The sequence below is a fragment of the Pseudomonas guariconensis genome, assembly GCF_024127895.1.
In the GTDB taxonomy this organism is placed as follows: domain Bacteria; phylum Pseudomonadota; class Gammaproteobacteria; order Pseudomonadales; family Pseudomonadaceae; genus Aquipseudomonas; species Aquipseudomonas guariconensis_B.
Map to the genome: position 1 here is coordinate 52,389 of NZ_JAMYBK010000011.1, position 21,852 is coordinate 74,240.

Sequence of the window (21,852 nt, forward strand, 5' to 3'; positions counted from 1 at the left end):
TGTTGTTCTCCGTGAAGGGTGGACGCCAGCTCGGCGCATTCCTGTCAGCATCGGTGGGAATCGCTCATTTGTTAAATTTGTTTTTCTTTCTCATTGATGTGAAAAACAAATGAGTGGCAGGCGTGAGCCTATACGATTCCGCTGCAATGCCGCTCATATCCGGCAGGCACTCATCAACGATCTGGCCGGCATGGGCGAGCGCAATGTTCTCTTGAAACACCACGATCAGTCCTTAAGATGTGTCGGATCGCTTCCGGGTGTAGTCTCACCCTCCAATAAACGGGTCGTCGCCATGGTTGGCGGCTGTCCCATGCCTAAACACCTGATGAGGTACAGACATTGGCCATCATTCATCCTAAGGTCCGCGGTTTCATCTGCACCACGACCCACCCGAAGGGCTGCGAGCTCAACGTCCGTGACCAGATCGAAGCCACCCGCAAGCTGGGCGTGCGCGAGGATGGGCCGAAGAAGGTCCTGGTGATCGGTGCATCCAGCGGCTATGGCCTGGCGGCGCGCATCACCGCGGCTTTCGGCTTCAAGGCCGACACCCTGGGCGTGTTCTTCGAAAAGCCCGGCACCGAGACCAAGGCCGGTACCGCCGGCTGGTACAACGCCGCGGCCTTCGACAAGTTCGCCAAGGCCGAGGGCCTGTACAGCAAGTCGATCAATGGCGATGCCTTCTCCGATGAAGCCCGTGCCAAGGTCATCGAGCTGATCAAGCACGAGATGGGTGGCAAGGTCGACCTGGTGGTCTATTCCCTGGCCTCTCCTGTACGCAAGCTGCCGCAGACCGGTGAACTGGTGCGCTCGGCGCTCAAGCCGATCGGCCAGCCGTACAAGTCGACCGCCATCGACACCAACAAGGACACCATCATCGAGGCCAGCATCGAGCCGGCCACCGAGCAGGAAATCCAGGACACCGTCACCGTCATGGGCGGCCAGGACTGGCAGCTGTGGATCGACGCCCTGGCCGGCGCCGGCGTGCTGGCCGAAGGTGCGCGCACCGTCGCCTTCAGCTACATCGGCACCGAGATCACCTGGCCGATCTACTGGCACGGCGCCCTGGGCAAGGCCAAGCAGGACCTGGACGAAACTGCCCTGCGCCTGGACCGTAAACTGGCAACCGAGATCAAGGGCGGCGCCAACGTGGCCGTACTGAAGTCGGTCGTCACCCAGGCCAGCTCGGCCATCCCGGTGATGCCGCTGTACCTGTCGATGGTCTTCAAGATCATGCAGGAGAAGGGTGTTCACGAAGGTACCCAGGACCAGCTGGACCGTATGTTCCGCGACCGCCTGTACCGTGCCGACGGCCAGGCCGCTGAAGTCGACGAGAAGGGCCGCCTGCGCCTGGACGACTGGGAACTGCGTGACGACGTCCAGGACGCCTGCAAGGCCCTGTGGCCGCAGGTGACCACCGAGAACCTGTTCCAGCTGACCGACTATGCCGGTTACAAGAAAGAGTTCCTCAAGCTGTTCGGTTTCGAGCGCGCCGACGTCAACTACGACGAAGACGTAGCCACCGACGTACGGTTCGACTGCGTCGAGCTGTAAGCAAGCCCTTGACCGTGCAGCCGTTCATGGACGGCTGCACGGTTCCCTCCGGGGCCTGCACATAATCTGAAACAATTCCTTCGCTGGCCCTTTGCTATGAGGGCGCTCCGGCTGATCTATACCGCTGCTAATGACCAGGTAATTCCGCCTGGGCTGGGGAGGCAGCAGTATGAGCACATTGCAAAAAATACAAGAACGAATCCGCCAAAAAGGTCTTAAACGCACCCTCAAGACCTTGTTCGAGCGCTATGTGTTTTTCCATTGGGAGTTGTTGTGGATGGAGCGTGACCTGGTCAGCCCCGTACCGCCGTACAACCTCAAGGAACACCCACCGGTAACCCTGGTACAGATCACCCCCGAGAACGCCGACGCTTTCGCCCGCTACTTCGGCGACCGCGTCGAGACCATGCGCGAGCTGGCCGCCGAAGGCCACACCGGGCACATGTACCTGGACGAGCAGGGCGATGCGGTGGCGTTCATCTGGGGCAGCGTGGTGGACTACCACGACAAGCACTACTACGGCTGCACCTTCCCGGTGAAGCCGGGCGAGTTCTTCGAGTTCGGCGGCGAGATGACGCGCCGCTATTTCGGCAGCGAGCTGTCGGTCACCGCCCAGGTGGAGCTGTGGAACGCCATGCGCGAGAAGGGCTGCAACAAGGTGGTGGACGTGGTCGAGACCCACAACGTCCCAGCCATGAAGCTGCATTTGCGCATGGGGTATCACGAGCAAGGGCGGGTGATGCATGTCTATGGCCTGTTCGGGCGCTTCAAGCTGTTCCGCGAAACCCGCTACCAGGGCTCGCGGCTGGAGGTGCTGCGCAAGCCGGGCGTGGCCCGGGCCTTGCCGACTGCCTGAGAGGTTGGCCGGGAGCGGGCTATGCCGTTGGGGTGGGCAAATGCTGGGGCCAAATAGTTGAAATGACGCGCGCTCAATACTAGCGTTGGCGGACGAACAATCGCCCGTGCCCGCGCCCTGTCGGTGCGAGACGCCGCAGGGAGTGCGCCATGAGCAGCCTCATCCAGCCCGCCAGCGCTTTTCGCCAGGACGCCGCCGATGGCTATAGCCTCGGCGGCTTTCGTTGGCGTCATGCCCAAGCCGACCCCCAGCGCCCGCTGGTGATCATCAATGCCGCCACCTCGGTGCGCTGCCGCTATTACGCGCGCTTCGCCGACTACTTGTTCGCCCAGGGCTTCGACGTGCTGACCTACGACTACCGTGGCATCGGCGAATCGCGTCCGGCGTCGCTGCGTGGCTTCCAGGCGTCCTGGAGCGACTGGGGACGGCTCGATTTCGAGGCCATGCTGCAACTGGCGGCCAATGAGTTTCCCGGCCAGCCGGTGGACGTGGTGGGGCATAGCTTCGGTGGCTGCGCGGTGGGCCTGGCGCCGTCTGCGGGCCAAGTACGGCGGCTGGTGATGGTGGGGGCGCAGTTCGCCTATTGGCGTGACTATGCGGCGCAGCAGCGCTGGCGGCTGTTCGGCAAGTGGCATGTGGTGATGCCGCTGCTGACGCGGTTGTTCGGTTACTTCCCAGGCAAGCGCCTGGGCTGGCTGGAAGACACGCCGGCGGGGGTGGTACACGACTGGACCACCCGCACGCCCCGCTACGAGCACCGCCCCAGCGGACGCACGCTGGCGGAGCCGCCGTTCGCCAAGGTGCGGGCGACGACCCTGGCGATCAGCCTGGCCGACGATCCGTTCGGCACCATTGCCGCCACCGAACGCTTGCTGGGTTACCTCAATGACGCCGAGCGCCTGCACCTGCGGGTGGCGCCTGTGGATATCTCGGTCGGCGAGATCGGCCACTTCGCCTTCTTCCATGATCGCTTCCGCGACAGCCTGTGGCCGATCGCACTGCAGTGGCTGCAGCAGGGCAACTTGCCACCTGGTACCCCGGGGCAGCGTTTGTGAAAGCCGCCGGCCCATTCGCGGGCAAAAGGCCCAGCACTCAAGCCTGATACCCATACAACACCGCCAGCAACCCTGCCAGCGCACAGGCGAGCAACACTTCCAGCACGCCCCGCCGGAACAGCAGCAACCCCACGGCCGCCAGCACCGCGACCAACAGTGCCAGCCAGTCGATCCCTTGGGCGAACCCATGCGGCCAGAACACGTGATAGCCAAAGAACAAGGCCAGGTTGATGATCACCCCGACCACGGCGGCGCTGATCGCCGTCAAGGGTGCGCTGAAACGCAGTTGGCGCCGGGTGCTCTCCACCAGCGGTGCGCCGATCAGGATGAACAGGAACGACGGTAGGAAGGTGAACCAGGTGACCAGGCAGGCTGCCAGTGCCCCGGCGAGGAAGGCCTGGTCGGCCCCGAGCGGGGCCTGGGCGTAGGCACCGACGAAGGCGACGAAGACCACCAGCATGATCAACGGCCCCGGCGTGCTTTCACCCAGGGCCAGGCCGTCGATCATCTGCGTCGGTGTCAGCCAGCCGAAATGGCTCACCGCGCCCTGGTAGACATAGGGCAGCACCGCGTAGGCGCCGCCGAAGGTCAGCAAGGCTGCCTTGGTGAAGAACCAGGCCATCTGGGTGAACGTGCCTTGCCAGCCGAACAGCAGGAGCAACAGGCCCATCGGCAGGCACCACAGGGCTGCGCCACAGGCCAACAGCCGCAGCAGGTGTGGCCAACGCCAGCGGGTATGCCCGGGTTGTGCCGGCGATGCGTCCGGCAAGGGCTCATGCGCGGCCTGGAACAGCCGGGGCTGCCAACGCCCGCCCAGGTAGCCGAGCAAGGCGGCGCCAAGGATGATCAGCGGGAACGGCAGGCCCAGGCCGAACAAGGCGACGAACGCTGCCAGGGCAACTGCCCACAGCGCGGCGTTGTGCAGGACGCGTGAGCCGATGCGCCAGGCCGCTTGCAGGACAATGGCGGTGATCGCCGGCTTCAGGCCGTAGAACAGCCCGGCGACCACCGGTTGCTGGCCGTGGGCGACATAGACCCATGACAGGCCGATGAGAATGAACAGCGAAGGCAGGACGAACAGCGCCCCGGCAACGATGCCACCCCAGGTACGGTGCATCAGCCAGCCCAGGTAGGTGGCCAGTTGCTGGGCCTCGGGGCCGGGCAGGAGCATGCAGTAGTTGAGTGCATGGAGAAAACGGGATTCGCTGAGCCAGCGACGGCGCTCGACGATTTCCCGGTGCATCAGGGCGATCTGCCCGGCGGGGCCGCCGAAGCCGATGAAGCCCAGCTTGAGCCAGAACAGCATGGCCTGGCGGAAGGGGACGGGGTGCTCGATCGGCATGTGGGGCGGTCCCTGGGGCAAAGGAGGGCTATGCGCCAATGTCAGTCAGTTAAGCGGCGTTTTTTCATTTTTGGGGCTGCCTTGCAGCCCATCGCTGGCAAGCCAGCTCCCACAGGGTACGAGTCGACCATAAATGATGTGGCTTGCGAGGCCATGTGGGGCTTGCTGGCGATGGGGCGCGAAGCGGCCGGCCGGCATTGGGCCATACCCTCCGCTCGCAGTCGTCAGGCCAGCCGCGTGAGCGGCTGCTGCGCGAACTTCACGCCTGCCAGCCCATGCGCCATCAGCGCGCGGATGTTGGCATGGTCGCTGCCCTCGGGGGTGGCCAGCACGCTGCGGTAGTGCTCGCCGAAGGCCAGCAGCGCTTCCTGGTCGCTCAGGCCTTCGAGCAGGGCCAGGCCCAGGGTCTTGCACGAGCCTTCGTTCTGCCCGGCGGCGTTCTCGACGCCACCGTTGACGAAGGCCTGGGGCTGGTAGCTGTAGTTCGCGGCAATGAACGCCAGGGTGTCGGCGAAGGCGTGTTCGCCGCTGGCGAGGCTGTCGCGCAGGGTGTTCAGATCAGTCACGTGGCTTTCCTTTTTCGAACGCCGCCTGTTGTTCGGCGCTGGCTTCTTTCTGGTACTGGGCTTTCCACTCGGCATAGGGCATGCCGTAGACCACTTCCCGGGCATCATCCAGGCTCAGGTCGATCTGCCGCTCGTCGGCGGCGGCCTTGTACCACTTGGACAGGCAGTTGCGGCAGAAGCCGGAAAGGTTCATCAGGTCGATGTTCTGCACGTCGGTGCGTTGGCGCAGGTGTTCGACCAGGCGCCGGAAGGCGGCGGCTTCGAGTTCGAGCTGTTGTTGGGGCGTCATGGGCTTCTCTCAGGTCATGCGGTTCTTCAGGTGGCGGCCACCATTGATGACCACCTGGCTGCCGGTGCTGTACTGGCTCTGGAGCAGGAACATCACCGCCTCGATCAAGGGGCGTGCACCGGGCTCGAATTCCAGCAGGGCCTTCTTCAGGGTCTGCTGGCGGTAGGCCTCGTCGCCGCCCTCCTTGAGGATCAGCAGGCCTGGCAGGATACCGTTCACGCGCACCTTCGGCGCGTATTTTTCGGCGAACGACAGCACCATGTTCTGCAGGGCGGCCTTGGTCGCGGCATAGCCGATATGGCTCTTGCTGCCGCGCGAGGAGGTTTCGTCGCAGATGTGGATGATGTCGGCCTTGTCCACCTTGGCCAGCAACTCGCCCAGGGCCAGGTTGAGATGGTAGGGCGCCTCGACGTGCAGGCGGAACATGGTCTCGAGGTTGTCCAGGCCGTCGTCCAGCCACAGCGAGGCGTTGTGGATGATTGCGCGCAGGCCGTCATAGTGGCCGTGCAGGTGGTCGATCAGCGCCTGGCGGTCGGCTTCCCGGCAGAGGTCGGCCTGGAACTGGAGGATGTTCGGGTGCGGGGACTGCGGCTGGAGGCTACGGCTGGCACTGACCACCGTATGGCCGGCCTGTGCCAGTTCGAGGGCCAGGGCCAGCCCGACGCGCTGGCTGGCTCCGGTGACGAGGATTGGGCTGTTCATGTTCGGGGCAATCAACTTGTCTGTCCTTGCATGGATGCCCCAGCATACCCGAACTGTTTCCCTTTGTATGACCTGGCCTCAGCGGCTGCGCAGTCCGCGCGCCGCCTGTGCGGCGGATGCCGGGGCTGCGTTCAGCCAGCCGGCCAGCAGGCGGGTCGAGAGTGGGATGAACAGGTACACCATCACCGGCGTCAGGCCCAGGGTACTGAGCAGGACCCGTGGCACCAGGTCCAGCGGCGCCAGCCAGTGCCCGAACAGCACGTTGAACAGCAGCGAGACCGGGAAGAACGCCAGCCAGATGGCCACGGTCTGCTTCCAGCGTGGCGGTTTGTGCACCAGATGGGTGCCGAACCAGTCGTCCAGGCCGGTCACGCGCCGCTCTTCGGGGCGCTCGAACAGGCCGTTGCCACGCTGCAGCCAGGCGCGACGGGAGGCGGAGTGCTCCCAGGCATGCAGGGTCTGTTCGTCGGTGAAGCGGAAGACGATCTGGAACTCGTCGCCGTCGGCGGGTGGGGCGAGGATGCCCGAGCCCAGGTAGCCGGGAAAGTCGGTGGCCAGTTGTTCGCCTTCGTGGAGCCAGGCCAGCAGCTCCTGGTAACGGCCATGGGCGGCGCGGCGCGACACCATCAGGGTGACGGGTGGGGTAGACATCGTGTATCTCCTGGCGACGGGGCTGGCGGGTAGCTGGCCCCTTGGCTTGCGTGGCCCGGGGTGATGGGCGACACAGGCGTGATGCAAGAATCGGGCACGGATTATCGCGGATTTTTCGTGACCGGTCAGTGCCGGCTGGCAGGCGGTCGCGCTGACCCTGCGTGGCCTCCCGTCGTAGAATGCCCCTCAGACACACATGACAGGGTTGCCAGCGCAGATGAACGAAGAGGTAGCGGCCTTGGCCAATGGCGCGGGCCTGGAACCCCAGGCGCGGGTGCCGATTCGCGAAGTTTCCCGGCAGACCGGCGTCAACCCGGTGACCCTGCGGGCGTGGGAGCGCCGCTATGGGCTGATTCGGCCGACGCGGACCCGTAGTGGGCACCGCCTTTATTCCCAGGACGACATCGACACCATCCGCAGCATCCTGGGCTGGCTGGCGCGTGGTGTGGCGGTGAGCAAGGTCGGCAGCATCCTGGCCCGCGACCAGGCGCTGGCCCAGGATGCGTGTGCCGCCGCCCATGCCGACGACCTGGCGCGCTGGCGGGTGCAGGTGCACGCGGCGGCGCAGCGCTTCGACGGTGGCGGCCTGGACCGGCTGTTCGACCAGGTATTCGCCGGCCTTGCCCTGGACCAGGTCTTCGGCGAGGTGTTCATGCCGGTATGGCAGTCACTGCGCGCGGGCCATGGGAGTTTCGGCCAGGCCAGCGCCTGGTTGTTTCTCGACCAGTTCCTGCGTGGCCGGGTGCTGCTGCGCCTGCAACTGGCTCGCGAGCCGCGTGGCAGCCGCGTGGTGCTGGCGCCTTTGCCGGGGCAATGCCATGAACTAGAGCTGCTGGTGGCAGGCTTGCTGTTGGGCTACGACGAAGTGAGCGTGACGCTGCTGCCCCTGGGGCAGCCACTGGAGGAACTGGCGCTGGTCTGCGAACGCTTGGCGCCCGATGCGCTGGTACTGTTCGCCAACCACCAGCCGACCGTGGAGTTGGGCAAGCGTCTGGCGCGTCTGGCGCCAGGGCTGGGCTGCCCGTTGTTGTTGGCGGGGGAGACGGCGGAGCTTGCCCAGGGCAACCTGGCGGGGAGCGCCATGGCCTGCCTGGGCGCCGAGGGTGGCCTGATGCGCAGGCGCTTGCGGTAGTACCTGGGCGGTCAGCCGGCGACCTGAGCGTGCAGCTCCGGGTGGGCCTGGCGATGGGCCTGGAGGATGTATTCGCGCAGGCGCTCGATCTCTTGCGCTGGGCTGCGGCTGAGGTCGTAGGCGGCCAAGTCCGGGCCGATGCGGCGGCGCAGTACGCCATGCAGGCCGATGGCTGGGATGCCTTCGGGAGCGAAGTGCAGGTCGAAGCGCGCAGGCGCTTCTGGCAAGTCGCGCACTTGCACCAGTACACCTTTGAAGGAAATCTCCCGGACCCACAGGCCGCTGCCTGCGCCGTGCGCGTCGAGCAGCGCGGCCGGCTCTTCCAGCGACAGGCGCCAGGGGCGCAGCATGGGGCCGTCCTCGTAGATCTCCGGTGAGCCCAACTGCAGGTGCAGGGCGTGGAATTCGTCTTCCACCAGTTGCAGGGGAAAGCTGATCTGCTGGTTGTTGAACTGCGCCTGGAGCGTGACCTGCTCGTTGGCCACCAGGCGGGTGAGCAACTGCTGGAGCCGATGGTCGCCATTGACCAGCAGGCCCGACATGGGGTCGGCCAGGTTCAACTGGGGCGAATGCTGCATGTTCTGGATGAAGTCCAGTTCGTCCTGGGTCAGGAGGGCGTCTGCTTGCATGGTCGAACTCGAAGGTGGCTGTTTCTTCAACGTCATGGACAGCACGCAAGGCGCTTCGTTCAGAAGCGTTGGTCAGATTTCCGACGGCCAACCTGGGCCGGTGCTGATGCATGCCCGGGCCCTTGGGTGGGAAGGAGACTTTGGTGGGAGGCGGCCTTTTGCCACTGTCGGATGCTAGTATCCTACGTTTTCACTCAGTTTCGGAATCCTCTGCCCGATGAAAGTCGCCATTATTTCTGGTTCGGTGTACGGCACCGCCGATGAAGTCGCCCGTCACGCCGAGTCCCTGCTCAAGGCTGCCGGCCTGCAGGCCTGGCACGCTGCCCGCGCCACCTTGCAGGACCTGCAGGGTTTCGCCCCCGACGCCTTCCTGGCCGTGACCTCGACCACGGGCATGGGTGAGCTGCCGGACAGCATCATCCCGTTGTTCAGCAGCATTCGCGACACCCTGCCTGCCGAGTGGCGTGGGCTGCCGGGCGCGGTGATCGGGTTGGGCGATTCGAGCTATGGCGATACCTACTGTGGCGGTGGCGAGCAGCTGCGCGAGCTGTTCGCCGAGCTGGGGTTGCGTGAAGTGCTGCCGATGCTGCGCCTGGATGCCAGCGAGACCGTGACCCCGGAGACCGATGCCGAGCCGTGGATCGCCGAGTTCGTGGCGGCGCTGCAAGGCTGAGCCTTTTTGGGGGCTGGTACTGGCCCCCGTATCACCCACCAGGCGCCGGCCGCTCGCGCAGCAGTTGCAACCAGGCCTGCGCTGCCCGTGACAGGTAGGCCCCGCGCCGCCAGATGAAGGCTATGTCCCAACGCAAAGCCGCCGGCGCCAGCAGCGGCAAGCGCACCACGCCGGGCCGCTCCAGCGCCCGCGCCACCACCCTGGGCAGCAACACCACGCCCTGGCCCGCCGCGACCAGTGCGGCGAGGAAGTCCGCCTGGCCGCTGCGTCCACCTTCCTTCGGGGTGAATCCCATCTGCTGGCAGGCGCCCAGCAGGCGGTCATTGAGCACGAAGCTGCGCTGGTACAAGAGAAACGGCGTGTCCGCCAGCTGGCGCAGCTCGACCTGTGGCAAGCCCGCCAGGGCATGCCCGGCCGGCAACAGGGCATCCAGCGGTTCGTTGCAAAAGGGCTGGTACTCGAAGGCCGGATCGCTCGGCGTCAGGCTGCCGCCCAGCTCCAGCTCGCCGCTGGCGACCGCTTGCTCCACGGTGCGGCTACCCCCTTCGAGCAACTGGATGTCGATGTTCGGATGACGCCGCCGGTACTCGGCGAACAACCCCGCGAACAGCGCGTCGCTGCCCAGCAGCGGCAGCCCCAGGCGCAGCTCGCCCCGGGCCATCTGGTCGAGGTCGTCGAGCTCGCCCAGCAACGCCTGGCGCTGGCGCAGCAGGGCTTCGCCACGTTCGAGGACGATGCGCCCGGCAGCTGTCAGGTGCAACTGCGAGCCCTGGCGCTCCAAGAGCGGCTGGCCGAGGTCCTGCTCGAGCTGGGCAACCTGCTTGCTCACCGCCGATTGGCTGATGTGCAGGGTCTGGGCGGCCTGGGTGAAGCCCCCTCGGTGCACCACTTCGATGAAACTGCGCAGCTGTTTGAATTCCATGCGTTGAATTCCATTATGGAATGGCGATCAGTCTAACAATTCGCTTCTGGCCTAGGCAGGTGAAATCTTAAAATGAACGCCTGTCGAGGACTCCGTACCATGAAACCCCTGTCGTTGAAGAAATGCCTGCGCCTGCTAGCCGAGCTGGCGATCCTGCTTGCCCTGTTCCTGCTTGGCGGCCAGCTCGCCGTCTGGCTGGGGTGGCCGATTCCCGGTGGGGTGATGGGGCTGGCGCTGCTGTTGCTGCTGTTCGCCTGCGGTGTGGTGAAGCCGGCCATGCTGCAGTTGGGGGCCGGCTGGCTGATGGCAGAGATGCTGCTGTTCTTCATCCCGGCGCTGATGAGCCTGCTCGACTACGGCAACCTGCTGCGCAACGAGGGCTGGCGCATCCTGCTGGTGATCGCCGTGAGTACCTTGCTGGTGATGGTGGTCACGGCCGTGACCGTCGAGCTGGTGTGCCGCTGGAGGCTGCGCCATGAGCCTTGAACCCATGCCGCTGTTCTGGCTGGCGCTGACCCTGCTGGCCTACCTGGGCAGCCGTTGGCTGTACCGGCGCAGCGGGCGCTACCTGCTGTCGCCGCTGATCCTGGTGCCGGCCCTGTTGCTGGCGGTGGCCGTACCGCTGCACACCGCCTACGCCGAATACGCGCGCAACACCCACTGGCTGATGAGCGTGCTGGGCCCGGTGACGGTGGCCTTCGCCGTGCCGATCTGGCAACAGCGGGCTTTGCTGGCGCGGCACTGGCCGGCGCTGCTGGTGGGCATGCTGGCCGGTAGCGGCGCTTCGATCGCCAGTTCCTGGGGCCTGGCGCACCTGCTGGCGCTGGACGATTCGGTCAGCCTGTCGCTGCTGCCGCGCTCGATCACCACGCCATTCGCCATGCCGTTGGCCCGTGACCTCGGTGGCGTGCCGGAGCTGACCGCCGTGTTCGTCATGTTCACCGGCGTGCTCGGTGCAGTGTTCGGCGGCATCCTGCTGCGCTGGCTGCCCCTGCGCACGCCCTTGGCCCGCGGTGCGCTGTTCGGTGTCGGCGCCCATGGCGCGGGTGTCAGCCGGGCCCAGGAGGTAGGGGGCGAGGAAGGCTCCGTGGCCGGCCTGGTCATGGTCCTGACCGGCCTGCTCAACCTGTTCGCCGCACCCCTGCTGACGTGGCTGCTCTGACCGTTCATACCGCTGACCCGCAAAGCCAGCAAGCTGGCTGCCAATGCAAGTTTCGCCGCCCCATGCGCTGACTAGACTGAGCCTCGACATAGAGAGCACATGTAAGTGCCGAGGTGACACGCAATGAGCGCAACCCTGCCCTATATCGCCAACACTTATCCACCGGGACAACTCTGATGCCACTGGCTGAAATACCATTGTGCGTCTGGCGTACCCGAGGCCAAAGTTTTTCCTTCCGGGGCCAGAGCATCCGTTACTGGACAGCAGGGCAAGGAGAGCCACTGCTACTGCTTCACGGTTTCCCCACCGCCAGCTGGGATTGGCACTACCTGTGGGCACCCCTGACCCAGCGCTTCTGTGTGCTGGCCTGCGACATGCTCGGCTTTGGCGATTCGGCCAAGCCGCTTGACCACGACTACAGCCTGATGGAGCAGGCCGACCTGCAACAGGCCCTGCTCGCGCACCTGCGCATCGATCAGCCAGTCCACCTGCTGGCCCACGACTACGGTGGCAGCGTGGCCCAGGAGCTGCTGGCCCGGCACCACGAGCGACGCCTGGAAGTCGCCAGCTGCGCGTTCCTCAACAGCGGCCTGTTCCCCGAGTGCTACCAGGTGCTGCTGCTCCAGAAGCTCTTGCTCAGCCCCTTGGGCTGGTTGGTGGGCCGCAGTTTCGGGCGGGACGACCTGGTGCGCAACGTCAGCCATATCTACGGCCCCTGCACCCATCCCAGCGAAAGTGCCCTGGATGACTACTGGAGCCTGATCGTCTCCAACCGTGGCACGCGCATCCTGCACAAGCTGATCAGCTACCTGCCCGAACGCCGGGTGCATCGCGAGCGCTGGGTCGGTGCGCTGCAGCGCCGGGGCGTGCCGCTGCGCTTCATCAATGGCGTGGTCGACCCGGTCTCCGGCGCGCGGATGGTCGAGCGCTACCGACAACTGGTGCCGGAGCCGGACACCGTGTCGCTGCAGGGTATCGGCCACTACCCGCACACCGAGGCGCCGCTGCAGGTGCTGCGGCATTACCTGGCCTTTCGCGAGCAGCCCCTGACGTGCTTCACGCAGAAAGTCGCCTGGTCCTGAAGGCGGGTCGCACAGATTAGGCGGTGGGCGATCATCGGCCTGTCTTATCGCCCGCCATTCAGCCCCCGTGCGCTTGATTGTCCGCCGTCCGCGGCTGGCGGACACTGCCCGGACCCCAATCCCTGCCTGGAGCCTTGGACATGAGCGAAGCGGTACGACTGCAAGATCGTGTGGTGATCGTCACGGGGGCCGGTGGCGGCCTGGGCAGGGCCCATGCGTTGCTGTTCGCCGCGCGTGGGGCCAAGGTGGTGGTCAACGACCTGGGGGGCTCGACCCACGGCGAAGGCGCCAGCGCCTCGGCGGCCGACCGAGTGGTGGAGGAGATCCGCGCAGCGGGTGGCATGGCGGTGGCCAACCATGACTCGGTCACCGACGGCGCACGCATCGTCGAGCAGGCCCTGGATTGCTTCGGCCGGGTCGATGTGCTGGTGAACAATGCCGGCATCCTGCGCGACAAGACCTTCCACAAGATGGAGGACGGCGATTGGGACCTGGTCTACCGGGTCCATGTGGAGGGGGCCTACAAGGTCACCCACGCCGCCTGGCCACACTTGCGCGAGCAGAACTGGGGGCGGGTGATCTTCACCGCGTCGACCTCCGGCATCTACGGCAACTTCGGCCAGGCCAACTACGGCATGGCCAAGCTGGGTCTGTATGGCCTGACCCGTACCCTGGCCATCGAAGGACGCAGGCACGGCATCCTGGTCAACGCCATCGCCCCCACCGGCGGGACGCGCATGACCGAAGGGTTGATTCCGCCCCAGGTGTTCGAGCGGCTCAAGCCCGAGCTGGTCAGCCCGCTGGTGGTGTACCTGGGCAGCGAGCGCTGCGAGGACAGCGGGCAACTGTTCGAAGTGGGCGGCGGTTGGGTCGGCAAGGTGCGCTGGGAGCGTAGCCTGGGTGTCGGCTTCGATCCTCGGGAAGGCTTTACCCCGGAGCAGGTGGCGGACAACTGGGGACGGATCTGCGATTTCGACGGCGCGGTGCATCCCGAGGACAGCCTGCAAGCGTTGCAGCAAATGATGGCGAACCTGCAGAAGTATCCGCTGGGTTGAGGCCATTGGGGCTGCGCAGCCCATCGCCGGCAAGCCGGCTCCCACAGGGGCCCCGTTGCCCTTTCGGCCTCTGTTCTCCGCGTGCAGGGTAATCCTCCACAGATGTTCCCGGCAGGGCACATGATTTGTGAACGCCGCTGGACCTGTGGGAGCTGGCTTGCCGGCGATGGGCCGCGCAGCGGCCCCGATATTCCTGCAGACATAAAAAAGGCCGCTGCAAACGCAGCGGCCAATCGAGACGTTAGATCAAGGAGCTTCAAAATCAACGTCGGTGAACCTTGCAGGCCCGAAGAACAGGGGGAGAGCCCTTCGTGCCAGCCAGTGAGGTCAGAATAAGCGCTTGATCCCGTAGGAAAAATAGCGACTTCCGACATTCACCTTTACGTTTAGGGTAAAAGTCCTGGCACGAACCGTGCCCCTCACGCGATACGCCGTGTCAGTGCGCTGGCGCGTAGCCCATCCGCCAACTGGCAGCCTGCGTCGCCGCCAGCAAGCGCTGGGCCGCCGGGCCATGTTCGTCGGCATGGAAGATCGACGTCGGGCCGACCACGGTCATCACCGCAGCGATCTGGCCCATGGCATTGAACACCGGTGCCGACAGGGCATCCACGCCCGGCATCAGCAGACCATGCACATGGTGCAGGCCGCGCTCGCGGATCTGCGTCAGCAACGGCGCATAGTCGCTGAACGGCTGGTTCAGCGTGGCCAGCTCCCGCTCGCGCAACTCGACAGTTTCGCGCTCCGGCAGGTAGGCGGCGAACACCAGCCCCGTGGAGGAGCTGAGCAGCGGCAGGACCGAGCCGATCTGCGTCACCACCGTCACCGCGCGTACCGCCGGTTCGATGCTCACCACCGTGGCGCCCTGGTTGCCCCACACGGCCACGAAACAGCTCTCGTTGAGCGCGTCGCGCAGTTGCGACAGCGGCAGGGCCGACACCTTCAGCACATCGATGCTCCCCAGCGCAGCCATCCCCACCCGCAGGGCCTCGCGCCCCAGCCCGTAGTGGTTGGTGGCCGGGTCCTGCTCGGCGAAGCCGCTGGCGATCAGCGCCTGCAGGTAGCGGTGCACCTTGCTGGCGGGCATGTCCACATGCTCGGCCAGGCGCGACAGGGAGGTGGACGGCGAGAGTTCGGCAAGGGCCTTGAGAATATCGGTGCCGACTTCCGCCGAGCGAACCTTCTGCTTGCCGTTGTCGGCGGGGGAGCTGGCTTTGGCCATGGGCTTGGGCATCCAGGGAGACAGATGGGCGTCTTTATAGCTTGACGCCATGTGGCAATCAAATTACGTTATTCGTAATCTGATTACGATAAAAACAATGCAGACGCGCTGCCACGCCTGGGTCGATCGCCGGAAAGAGCCGGAACGGGCCAGCAGCCAGCTGCCAGCAACGGCTCCCTGGGAGCCCGGAGGCACCGATGAATCGCGACCATTCCCCTGTTCTTGAATACCTGAGCGGGTTCGGCAACGAATTCGCCAGCGAGGCGTTGCCCGGCGCCCTGCCTGTGGGGCAGAACTCGCCGCAGAAAGCCCCTTATGGCCTGTACGCCGAGCTGCTCTCGGGCACCGCGTTCACCATGCCGCGCAGCGAACTGCGCCGCACCTGGCTGTACCGCATCCGCCCCTCGGCCCTGCACCCGCGCTTCGAGCGCCTGGAGCGCCAGCCACTGGGCAGCCCGCTGGGCGACGTCACCCCCAACCGCCTGCGCTGGAGCCCACAGCCGATCCCGTCCGAGTCCACCGACTTCATCGAGGGCTGGGTGCCCATGGTGGCCAACTCGGCGGCGCAGAAGCCGGCTGGCGTGAGCATCTACATCTACCGCGCCAACCGCTCCATGGAGCGGGTGTTCTTCAACGCCGACGGTGAGCTGCTGCTGGTGCCGGAGCAGGGCCGCCTGCGCATCGCCACCGAGCTGGGCGTGATGGAGGTCGAGCCGCTGGAGATCGCCGTGATCCCGCGCGGCATGAAGTTCCGCGTCGAACTGCTCGACGGCCAGGCCCGTGGCTACATCGCCGAGAACCATGGCGCGCCGCTGCGCATCCCGGATCTGGGGCCGATCGGCAGCAATGGCCTGGCCAACCCGCGTGACTTCCTCACCCCGGTCGCCCACTACGAGGAGGCCGAGGGGCCTGTGCAACTGGTGCAGAAGTTCCTCGGCGAACACTGGGCCTGCGAGCTCCAGCACTCGCCGCTGGACGTGGTGGCATGGCATGGTAGCAACGTGCCCTACAAGTACGACCTGCGCCGTTTCAACACCATCGGCACGGTCAGCTTCGACCACCCGGACCCGTCGATCTTCACTGTGCTGACCTCGCCGACCAGCGTCCACGGCCTGGCCAACATGGATTTCGTGATCTTCCCGCCGCGCTGGATGGTGGCCGAGAACACCTTCCGTCCGCCATGGTTCCACCGCAACCTGATGAACGAGTTCATGGGCCTGATCCACGGCGCCTACGATGCCAAGGCCGAAGGCTTCCTGCCCGGCGGCGCTTCGCTGCATGGCGTGATGAGCGCCCACGGCCCGGATGCCGAGACCTGCGCCAAGGCCATCGCCGCCGACCTGGCGCCGCACAAGATCGACGACACCATGGCGTTCATGTTCGAGACCAGCCAGGTGCTGCGTCCGAGCCGCCATGCCCTGGAGTGCCCGCAACTGCAGGCCGACTACGATAGTTGCTGGGCCACCTTGCCGAGCACCTTCAACCCGAACCGGAGATAACCCATGAACCAGACCGCCATCGCCCGCAGTTGGGTCGAGCACGCCAACGGCCACCGCGACTTCCCGTTGCAGAACCTGCCCCTGGGCATCTTCAGCCGCCCGGGCGAAGCGCTGCGTTGCGGCGTGGCCATCGGCGACGCCATCCTCGACCTGGAGGCGGTACTGGCCGCCGGGCTGTTCGACGGCGAGGCCAAGGCCGCGGTGCAAGCCACCCGTGGCGGCGCGCTGAACGCCTTCTTCGCCCTCGGCCGCCCGGCCCGTGTCGCCCTGCGCGAGCGCCTGCTGGCGCTGCTCGGCGAGCACAGCGAGCACCAGGCGGCGCTGAAAGCGGCGCTGTACCCGGCCAGCGAGTGCCAGATGCACCTGCCGGCCAAGGTCGGCGACTACACCGACTTCTACGTGGGCATCGAGCACGCCAAGAACGTCGGCAAGCTGTTCCGCCCAGACAACCCGCTGCTGCCCAACTACAAGTACGTGCCCATCGGCTACCATGGCCGCGCTTCGACCATCCGCCCCTCCGGCACCGACGTGCGCCGGCCCAAGGGCCAGACGCTGCCGGCCGGACAGGCCGAGCCGAGCTTCGGCCCTTGCGCGCGCCTGGACTACGAGCTGGAGCTGGGTATCTGGATCGGCCAGGGCAACGCCATGGGCCAGCCCATCCCGGTAGGCGACGCCGCCGAGCACGTGGCCGGCTTCTGCCTGCTCAACGACTGGTCGGCGCGTGACATCCAGGCCTGGGAATACCAGCCGCTGGGCCCATTCCTGTCCAAGAGCTTCATCACCACCGTCTCGCCCTGGGTGGTCACCGCCGAGGCCTTGGAGCCGTTCCGCTGCGCCCAGCCGGCCCGCCCGCAAGGCGACCCGCAGCCACTGTCGTACCTGCTGGACACCCGTGACCAGGCCAACGGCGCCTTCGACATCGAACTGGAAGTGCTGCTGCTCACCGAGCGCATGCGCGAGGAGGGCTTGCCGGCCCATCGCCTGACCCTGAGCAATACCCGCAGCATGTACTGGACCGTGGCGCAGATGGTCGCCCACCACAGCGTCAACGGCTGCCAGTTGCAGCCGGGCGACCTGTTCGGTTCGGGTACCCTGTCTGGCGCGGTGCCTGGCTCCTTCGGCAGCCTGCTGGAGATCACCGAGGGCGGCAAGCACCCGGTGGAGCTGGCCAGCGGCGAGGTGCGCAAGTTCCTCGAGGACGGCGACGAGATCATCCTGCGCGCCCGCTGCACCCGCGACGGCGTGGCCAGCATCGGCTTCGGCGAATGCCGCGGCAAGATCCTGGCGGCCAACTGAGGGGCAGGGCGATGGAGCTGTTTACCTACTACCGTTCCACCTCCTCGTATCGGGTGCGCATCGCCCTGGCGCTCAAGGGCCTGGATTACCAGGCCCTGCCGGTGAACCTGCTGCAGGGCGAGCAGCACACGGCGGGCTACCTGGCGCTCAATCCCCAGGGCCGCGTGCCGGCCCTGCGTACCGACGGCGGCGCACTGCTGGTGCAGTCGCCGGCGATCATCGAGTACCTGGAAGAGGTTCATCCACAGCCGGCGCTGTTGCCAGCCGATGCCGAGGTGCGCGCCAAGGTACGTGGCGTGGCGGCGATCATCGGCTGCGACATCCACCCGCTGCACAACGTCAGCGTGCTCAAGCAATTGCGCCAGTTGGGCCATGACGAGGCCCAGGTCAACCAGTGGATCGCCCATTGGATTGGCCAGGGTCTGGCAGCTGTCGAGCAGTTGATCGGCGACGAGGGCTTCTGCTTCGGCGACGAGCCTGGGCTGGCGGATGTCTACCTGATCCCGCAGCTGTATGCGGCCGAGCGCTTCAACGTCGACCTCGGCAGCTTCCCGAGGATCCGCCGCGTCGCCGCCCTGGCCGAGGCGCATCCCGCCTTTCTCAAGGCCCACCCTTCCTGCCAGGTGGACACACCGGCTCAGTGAATCGAGCGCTTCGCCGAGGGTAGCTGGGCGAGGCGTTCGCTCAGCTTGAGGCGCTGCACCGGGTCGTCAGTCAGCAGCAGGGCATGCTCCAGGTCGAAGCGTTCGGCCTGGGGGCAGTCCAGATGCTGGTAGAGGGTGGCGCGGGCCAGGTAGTCGTTGACCGTCACCGGCCCCAGTTGCATGACCCGCTCGGCGTCGATCAGCGCGGCCAGGTCGTTGTCGTTGCTGGTGTGCAACTGGCGCAGGTTGCGTGACAGGCGCTGGAGCATCTGCAGGGGGCTGGCCGTGCGCAGGTGCTCGGCGCTCAGCGGCAGGTGCGGGCCGAACTGGCGGGCGAGCAGTTCGCGGCAGTCGGTCGGATACAGGCGCCGTCCGCCGCACGGGTCGAGCAGGTGATCGGCGCCCGGCACGCGCAGCAGGAAGTGGCCGGGGAAGTTCACGCCTTCCAGGGGAATCGACAGGCGCCGGGCCAGCTCCAGGGCGAGGATGGCCAACGGCAGCGGTTGCCCGCGTCGACGCTGCAAGACCTTGTCCATCAAGGCGGCCTGGGGGCGCAGGGGATGGTACTCGTCCTGCTGGAAACCCAGGGCGTTGAGTTGGCGCAGCAGTGGCTGGGCCAGTTCGCCGAGCGGCAGCATCGGCAGGTTGGCGCTGACCTGGCGTTGCAGCTCGTGCAACTGGGCAAGGCCTGCCGCCGGCTCTACCGTCCGGTCATGTTCGGCGGCGATCCACAGGGTCGCCTCCAACAGGGCGACAGGTTCGCGTTCCAGGCAGGCCAGGCAGGCTTGACGTGGGTTCATGGGCATCTCCACACACGCTTATCTTTTAGCCCTGGCGCCGTGATTCGTCCAGTGGTCCGTCAGGGGATTGAGCGTCAAAGAGCTGCCTATACTGGAAAGAGCACCTCTTCGGGGAGCCCGTTGATGTTCGCGCTCATGCAAAGCACCCGCACCCAGTCGCTGCACCTGTGCATCGACCCGCCCACAGGCCTCAAGGCCGTGGTGGCGATCCACAGCGAGCAATTGGGGCCGGCCATGGGCGGTTGCCGCTACCTGCCCTATGCCGATGACGAAAGCGCCATGACCGATGCCATCCGCCTGGCCCAGGGCATGAGCTACAAGGCGGCCCTCGCTGGCTTGCCGCTGGGCGGCGGCAAGGCGGTGATCATGCGCAATCCGCATGTGGAAAACCGCGCGGCATTGTTCGAGGCCTTCGGCCGTTTCGTCGATACCCTGCAAGGGCGGTTCATCACTGCGGTGGACAGCGGCACCTCGACCCTGGACATGGACTGCATCGCCCAGGTCACCCCCCATGTCACCAGCACCACCGCCTCGGGCGATCCTTCGCCCCACGCGGCCATGGGGGTGTTCGCCGGTATCCGCGCCACGTCCGTGGCCCGGCTGGGCAGCGACAACCTCGAAGGCTTGCGGGTGGCGGTGCAAGGGCTGGGTAACGTCGGCTACGCCCTGGCCGAGCAACTGCATGCGGCGGGAGCGGAGCTGCTGGTCAGCGATCTCGACCCGGGGCGGGTGCGTTTGGCCGTGGAGCAACTGGATGCGCATCCGGTGACCAACGATGCGCTGATCAGCACGCCTTGCGACATCTTCGCGCCTTGTGGCGTAGGGCCGGTGCTCAATGGCCAGAGCGTGATGCAGCTGCGTTGCGCGGCGGTGGCGGGTGCGGCGAACAATCAGTTGACCACGTTGCAGGTGGCCGACCAGTTGGAGAAGCGCGGCATCCTCTATGCGCCTGACTATGTGATCAATGCCGGTGGCCTGATCTACGTAGCGCTGACCCACTGTGGCGAAGACCTGGGCACCATCACCGCGCACCTGGCGCGCATCCCCACCCGGCTGACCGAAGTGTTCGCCCATGCCCAGGCGGAAAAGCGCTCGCCGGCGCGGGTGGCGCAGATGCTGGCGGAGCGGTTGCTTTACGGGTGAGTTCCGGGGCTGCCCCACGGCAGCCCATCGCCGGCAAGCCCCACAAGTCCTTTGCAGGGCACATTATTGGTGAACAGCGCTGGCCCTGTGGGGGCTTGCCGGCGATGGAGCGCGAAGCGGCCCCAAGCGACGGTGAGGCTTACTCGCCCCCACTACCTTCGAGCAACTCCCCCAGCGCATCCGGCTGGTTCTTGAACGCCCGGGCGAACACATCACGATGCCTGGCCATGTAGATACCGGCTTCCTCGACCTGCTGCTCGCTCAGCGAAGGCACCGCCTTGTGCAACACCTCGGCCAGGCGTTCGGCCAGCTCGAGCATCTTGTCGTGACGATCTGCTTCAGCCTTATCCATGAACAAGCGCTCCGGGTCTCGGCTGCTGCGGTACACCACTTCGACGGCCATTCATCACCTCTGTGCCTTTTGCTGTTGGGGTTACTGGTTAACTGTATTTATATACAGTATCCGTTTCAACCGCCTCGTTGCAACCACGATGATGGCTTTTCATCTCCAAGGCATTCGGCAAAAGCGTAGCCCACAGGTGCCTTGCGGCAATCGGTCGCCTTCCAAGACGAGGGCCTGGCCCTTTAACTGCATGGCACAAGCGTCACAGGCGTGGCGCATCATCCTTCAGGTCGTATCGGGGAATCGAACATCGTGAACATCAAATGGGCTGAAAAGCTGCGCAAGGGCCTGCATGGCTCCGCCGACTCGCTGGGCAACCTGTGCGTCGAGTCGTTCCACTACCTGGCGTTGTTCGGTATCGGTGGTATCACCGCCTACGCGGCGCTGATGACCTTCCTGGACATGCTGGGCAAGGGCGGGGTGAGCGTGGACGACATCCTGCTGCTGTTCATCTACCTGGAGCTCGGCGCCATGGTGGGGATCTACTTCAAGACCAACCACATGCCGATCCGCTTCCTGCTCTACGTGGCGATCACCGCGCTGACCCGCCTGCTGATCGGCGATGTCTCGCACCACAAGGCGCCGGATGCGGGCCTGTTGTACCTGTGCGGGGGCATCCTGCTGCTGGCGTTTTCCATCCTGGTGGTGCGCTATGCCTCGTACCGCTACCCCTCCACCCGGGTGATCGATGCCAGTGGCAAGGACCTGGACGACGGCAAGGTCTGAGTTTCTGTCCAGGAGCGGTGGATGTACCGGCGGGGGTTCGAAGCACAATGTGCGCAGGCGCTTCGGCTGGCAGCGCTAGCGGGCGATATTGCTGGGCTGCCAGGCGATACCACGGCGGGTGCCGCCTTCGGTCAGCGCGGCGAGGACTTCCATGACGCTATGGCCCTGCTCGATGGCCAGGCCCAGGCGGATGCTGTCGATGAGCCGCTGCAGGCGTACCGGGTCGTTGCGCTGGGCCTCGGTGATCAGCCGCTTGGCGACCACGCCGCTGTCGTCGGAGAGGGTCAGCATGATGCTGCCGTCCAGGCGTTCGATGCTCAGGTTGACTCGGTATCGGGGGGCGAAGGCGTCGCTGATCTGGTCGAAGGGGTTGTTCATGGTCGGTGTCTGCGAATGAATGTCTGCAGGAATTGACCGGGTGAGCGGGAGGTTGGTTCAGGGCCTTCGATCGGCGG

Annotated in this window: 26 protein-coding genes; 14 read left to right on the forward strand and 12 right to left on the reverse strand. The window is 65.9% G+C overall.

Going from position 1 to position 21,852, the window contains the following annotated elements; genetic code table 11:
• Positions 1-64: 64 nt before the first annotated feature.
• Positions 65-223 (reverse strand): hypothetical protein, encoded by a 159-nt coding sequence (locus NJF35_RS13685; RefSeq protein WP_253091181.1) that lies wholly within the window; start codon positions 221-223, stop codon positions 65-67.
• A 116-nt stretch (positions 224-339) separates the two neighbouring features.
• Here NJF35_RS13685 and fabV point away from each other — a divergent pair, with 116 nt between their 5' ends.
• From fabV to NJF35_RS13700, 3 genes are all read left to right on the forward strand, one after another.
• A complete protein-coding gene (fabV, locus tag NJF35_RS13690; protein WP_225789496.1) occupies positions 340-1,551 on the forward strand; it encodes an enoyl-ACP reductase FabV in 1,212 nt (403 codons plus the stop codon).
• Between the two features lie 169 nt (positions 1,552-1,720).
• Positions 1,721-2,407, forward strand: coding sequence for a GNAT family N-acetyltransferase (locus tag NJF35_RS13695; protein WP_225789495.1), 687 nt, complete (start codon positions 1,721-1,723; stop codon positions 2,405-2,407).
• 149 nt (positions 2,408-2,556) lie between these two features.
• Positions 2,557-3,462: an alpha/beta fold hydrolase gene (locus NJF35_RS13700; RefSeq protein ID WP_253079973.1), complete on the forward strand. Its 906-nt coding sequence runs from the start codon at positions 2,557-2,559 to the stop codon at positions 3,460-3,462.
• A gap of 37 nt (positions 3,463-3,499) precedes the next feature.
• On the opposite strand, the gene chrA is transcribed toward NJF35_RS13700, so the two are convergent.
• The 5 genes from chrA to NJF35_RS13725 all read right to left on the reverse strand — a co-directional run bounded on the left by chrA (position 3,500) and on the right by NJF35_RS13725 (position 7,012).
• Positions 3,500-4,804 carry a chromate efflux transporter gene (chrA, locus tag NJF35_RS13705; protein WP_225789493.1) on the reverse strand — a complete coding sequence of 435 codons (1,305 nt, stop codon included), beginning with the start codon at positions 4,802-4,804 and terminating at the stop codon, positions 3,500-3,502.
• 224 nt (positions 4,805-5,028) lie between these two features.
• On the reverse strand, positions 5,029-5,370 hold the full coding sequence (locus NJF35_RS13710; RefSeq protein ID WP_225789492.1) for a HopJ type III effector protein: 342 nt from the start codon (positions 5,368-5,370) through the stop codon (positions 5,029-5,031).
• Positions 5,363-5,659, reverse strand: coding sequence for a DUF1244 domain-containing protein (locus tag NJF35_RS13715; protein WP_225789491.1), 297 nt, complete (start codon positions 5,657-5,659; stop codon positions 5,363-5,365). Before NJF35_RS13715 ends, NJF35_RS13710 begins: the two co-directional genes overlap by 8 nt.
• A gap of 9 nt (positions 5,660-5,668) precedes the next feature.
• Positions 5,669-6,361 carry a dihydromonapterin reductase gene (folM, locus tag NJF35_RS13720; RefSeq protein WP_225789490.1) on the reverse strand — a complete coding sequence of 231 codons (693 nt, stop codon included), beginning with the start codon at positions 6,359-6,361 and terminating at the stop codon, positions 5,669-5,671.
• A 78-nt stretch (positions 6,362-6,439) separates the two neighbouring features.
• Entirely contained in the window at positions 6,440-7,012 is a 573-nt protein-coding gene (locus tag NJF35_RS13725; protein WP_225789489.1) for an antibiotic biosynthesis monooxygenase, read from the reverse strand.
• A gap of 217 nt (positions 7,013-7,229) precedes the next feature.
• Between NJF35_RS13725 and NJF35_RS13730 the strand changes: the two genes are divergently transcribed.
• Complete coding sequence (locus tag NJF35_RS13730) at positions 7,230-8,144, forward strand: MerR family transcriptional regulator (RefSeq protein WP_225789488.1); 915 nt, start codon at positions 7,230-7,232, stop codon at positions 8,142-8,144.
• Between the two features lie 11 nt (positions 8,145-8,155).
• Here the strand turns inward: NJF35_RS13730 and NJF35_RS13735 are convergent, their stop codons facing one another.
• Positions 8,156-8,773, reverse strand: a complete 618-nt coding sequence (locus tag NJF35_RS13735; protein ID WP_225789487.1) for a hypothetical protein — start codon at positions 8,771-8,773, stop codon at positions 8,156-8,158.
• A 217-nt stretch (positions 8,774-8,990) separates the two neighbouring features.
• Here NJF35_RS13735 and NJF35_RS13740 point away from each other — a divergent pair, with 217 nt between their 5' ends.
• Complete coding sequence (locus tag NJF35_RS13740) at positions 8,991-9,446, forward strand: flavodoxin (RefSeq protein WP_225789486.1); 456 nt, start codon at positions 8,991-8,993, stop codon at positions 9,444-9,446.
• A 31-nt stretch (positions 9,447-9,477) separates the two neighbouring features.
• Here NJF35_RS13740 and NJF35_RS13745 read toward each other — a convergent pair whose 3' ends face one another.
• The gene (locus tag NJF35_RS13745) at positions 9,478-10,368 is read right to left on the reverse strand and encodes a LysR family transcriptional regulator (protein WP_225789485.1); all 891 of its coding nucleotides are present in this window, start codon (positions 10,366-10,368) and stop codon (positions 9,478-9,480) included.
• Positions 10,369-10,467: 99 nt separating this feature from the next.
• On the opposite strand from NJF35_RS13745, the gene NJF35_RS13750 reads away from it, so the two are divergent.
• The 4 genes from NJF35_RS13750 to NJF35_RS13765 all read left to right on the forward strand — a co-directional run bounded on the left by NJF35_RS13750 (position 10,468) and on the right by NJF35_RS13765 (position 13,667).
• A complete protein-coding gene (locus NJF35_RS13750) occupies positions 10,468-10,854 on the forward strand; it encodes a CidA/LrgA family protein (protein WP_225789484.1) in 387 nt (128 codons plus the stop codon).
• Positions 10,844-11,530 (forward strand): LrgB family protein, encoded by a 687-nt coding sequence (locus NJF35_RS13755; RefSeq protein ID WP_253091182.1) that lies wholly within the window; start codon positions 10,844-10,846, stop codon positions 11,528-11,530. Before NJF35_RS13750 ends, NJF35_RS13755 begins: the two co-directional genes overlap by 11 nt.
• A 176-nt stretch (positions 11,531-11,706) precedes the next feature.
• Positions 11,707-12,612, forward strand: coding sequence for an alpha/beta fold hydrolase (locus NJF35_RS13760; RefSeq protein ID WP_253091183.1), 906 nt, complete (start codon positions 11,707-11,709; stop codon positions 12,610-12,612).
• Positions 12,613-12,752: 140 nt separating this feature from the next.
• Complete coding sequence (locus NJF35_RS13765) at positions 12,753-13,667, forward strand: SDR family oxidoreductase (protein WP_225789481.1); 915 nt, start codon at positions 12,753-12,755, stop codon at positions 13,665-13,667.
• A 436-nt stretch (positions 13,668-14,103) separates the two neighbouring features.
• On the opposite strand, the gene NJF35_RS13770 is transcribed toward NJF35_RS13765, so the two are convergent.
• Positions 14,104-14,886 (reverse strand): IclR family transcriptional regulator, encoded by a 783-nt coding sequence (locus tag NJF35_RS13770; protein WP_225789480.1) that lies wholly within the window; start codon positions 14,884-14,886, stop codon positions 14,104-14,106.
• A 197-nt stretch (positions 14,887-15,083) separates the two neighbouring features.
• Between NJF35_RS13770 and hmgA the strand changes: the two genes are divergently transcribed.
• The 3 genes from hmgA to maiA are packed head-to-tail and all read left to right on the forward strand — an operon-like array spanning position 15,084 to position 18,325.
• A complete protein-coding gene (gene hmgA, locus NJF35_RS13775) occupies positions 15,084-16,385 on the forward strand; it encodes a homogentisate 1,2-dioxygenase (protein ID WP_225789479.1) in 1,302 nt (433 codons plus the stop codon).
• Positions 16,386-16,388: 3 nt separating this feature from the next.
• The gene (gene fahA / locus NJF35_RS13780) at positions 16,389-17,681 is read left to right on the forward strand and encodes a fumarylacetoacetase (protein ID WP_225789478.1); all 1,293 of its coding nucleotides are present in this window, start codon (positions 16,389-16,391) and stop codon (positions 17,679-17,681) included.
• Positions 17,682-17,692: 11 nt separating this feature from the next.
• Positions 17,693-18,325: a maleylacetoacetate isomerase gene (maiA, locus tag NJF35_RS13785; protein WP_225789477.1), complete on the forward strand. Its 633-nt coding sequence runs from the start codon at positions 17,693-17,695 to the stop codon at positions 18,323-18,325.
• Here maiA and NJF35_RS13790 read toward each other — a convergent pair.
• Entirely contained in the window at positions 18,319-19,125 is an 807-nt protein-coding gene (locus tag NJF35_RS13790; protein WP_225789476.1) for a SirB1 family protein, read from the reverse strand. The two genes, maiA and NJF35_RS13790, sit on opposite strands and share 7 nt — an antisense overlap.
• Positions 19,126-19,248: 123 nt before the next feature.
• On the opposite strand from NJF35_RS13790, the gene NJF35_RS13795 reads away from it, so the two are divergent.
• Positions 19,249-20,268: a Leu/Phe/Val dehydrogenase gene (locus tag NJF35_RS13795; RefSeq protein WP_225789475.1), complete on the forward strand. Its 1,020-nt coding sequence runs from the start codon at positions 19,249-19,251 to the stop codon at positions 20,266-20,268.
• Between the two features lie 139 nt (positions 20,269-20,407).
• On the opposite strand, the gene NJF35_RS13800 is transcribed toward NJF35_RS13795, so the two are convergent.
• A complete protein-coding gene (locus NJF35_RS13800) occupies positions 20,408-20,671 on the reverse strand; it encodes a YebG family protein (protein ID WP_225789474.1) in 264 nt (87 codons plus the stop codon).
• A gap of 252 nt (positions 20,672-20,923) precedes the next feature.
• Here NJF35_RS13800 and NJF35_RS13805 point away from each other — a divergent pair, with 252 nt between their 5' ends.
• On the forward strand, positions 20,924-21,397 hold the full coding sequence (locus NJF35_RS13805) for a phosphate-starvation-inducible protein PsiE (protein WP_225789473.1): 474 nt from the start codon (positions 20,924-20,926) through the stop codon (positions 21,395-21,397).
• Positions 21,398-21,472: 75 nt separating this feature from the next.
• Here NJF35_RS13805 and NJF35_RS13810 read toward each other — a convergent pair whose 3' ends face one another.
• Entirely contained in the window at positions 21,473-21,775 is a 303-nt protein-coding gene (locus NJF35_RS13810) for a DUF3509 domain-containing protein (RefSeq protein ID WP_225789472.1), read from the reverse strand.
• Between the last annotated feature and the right edge of the window lie 77 nt (positions 21,776-21,852).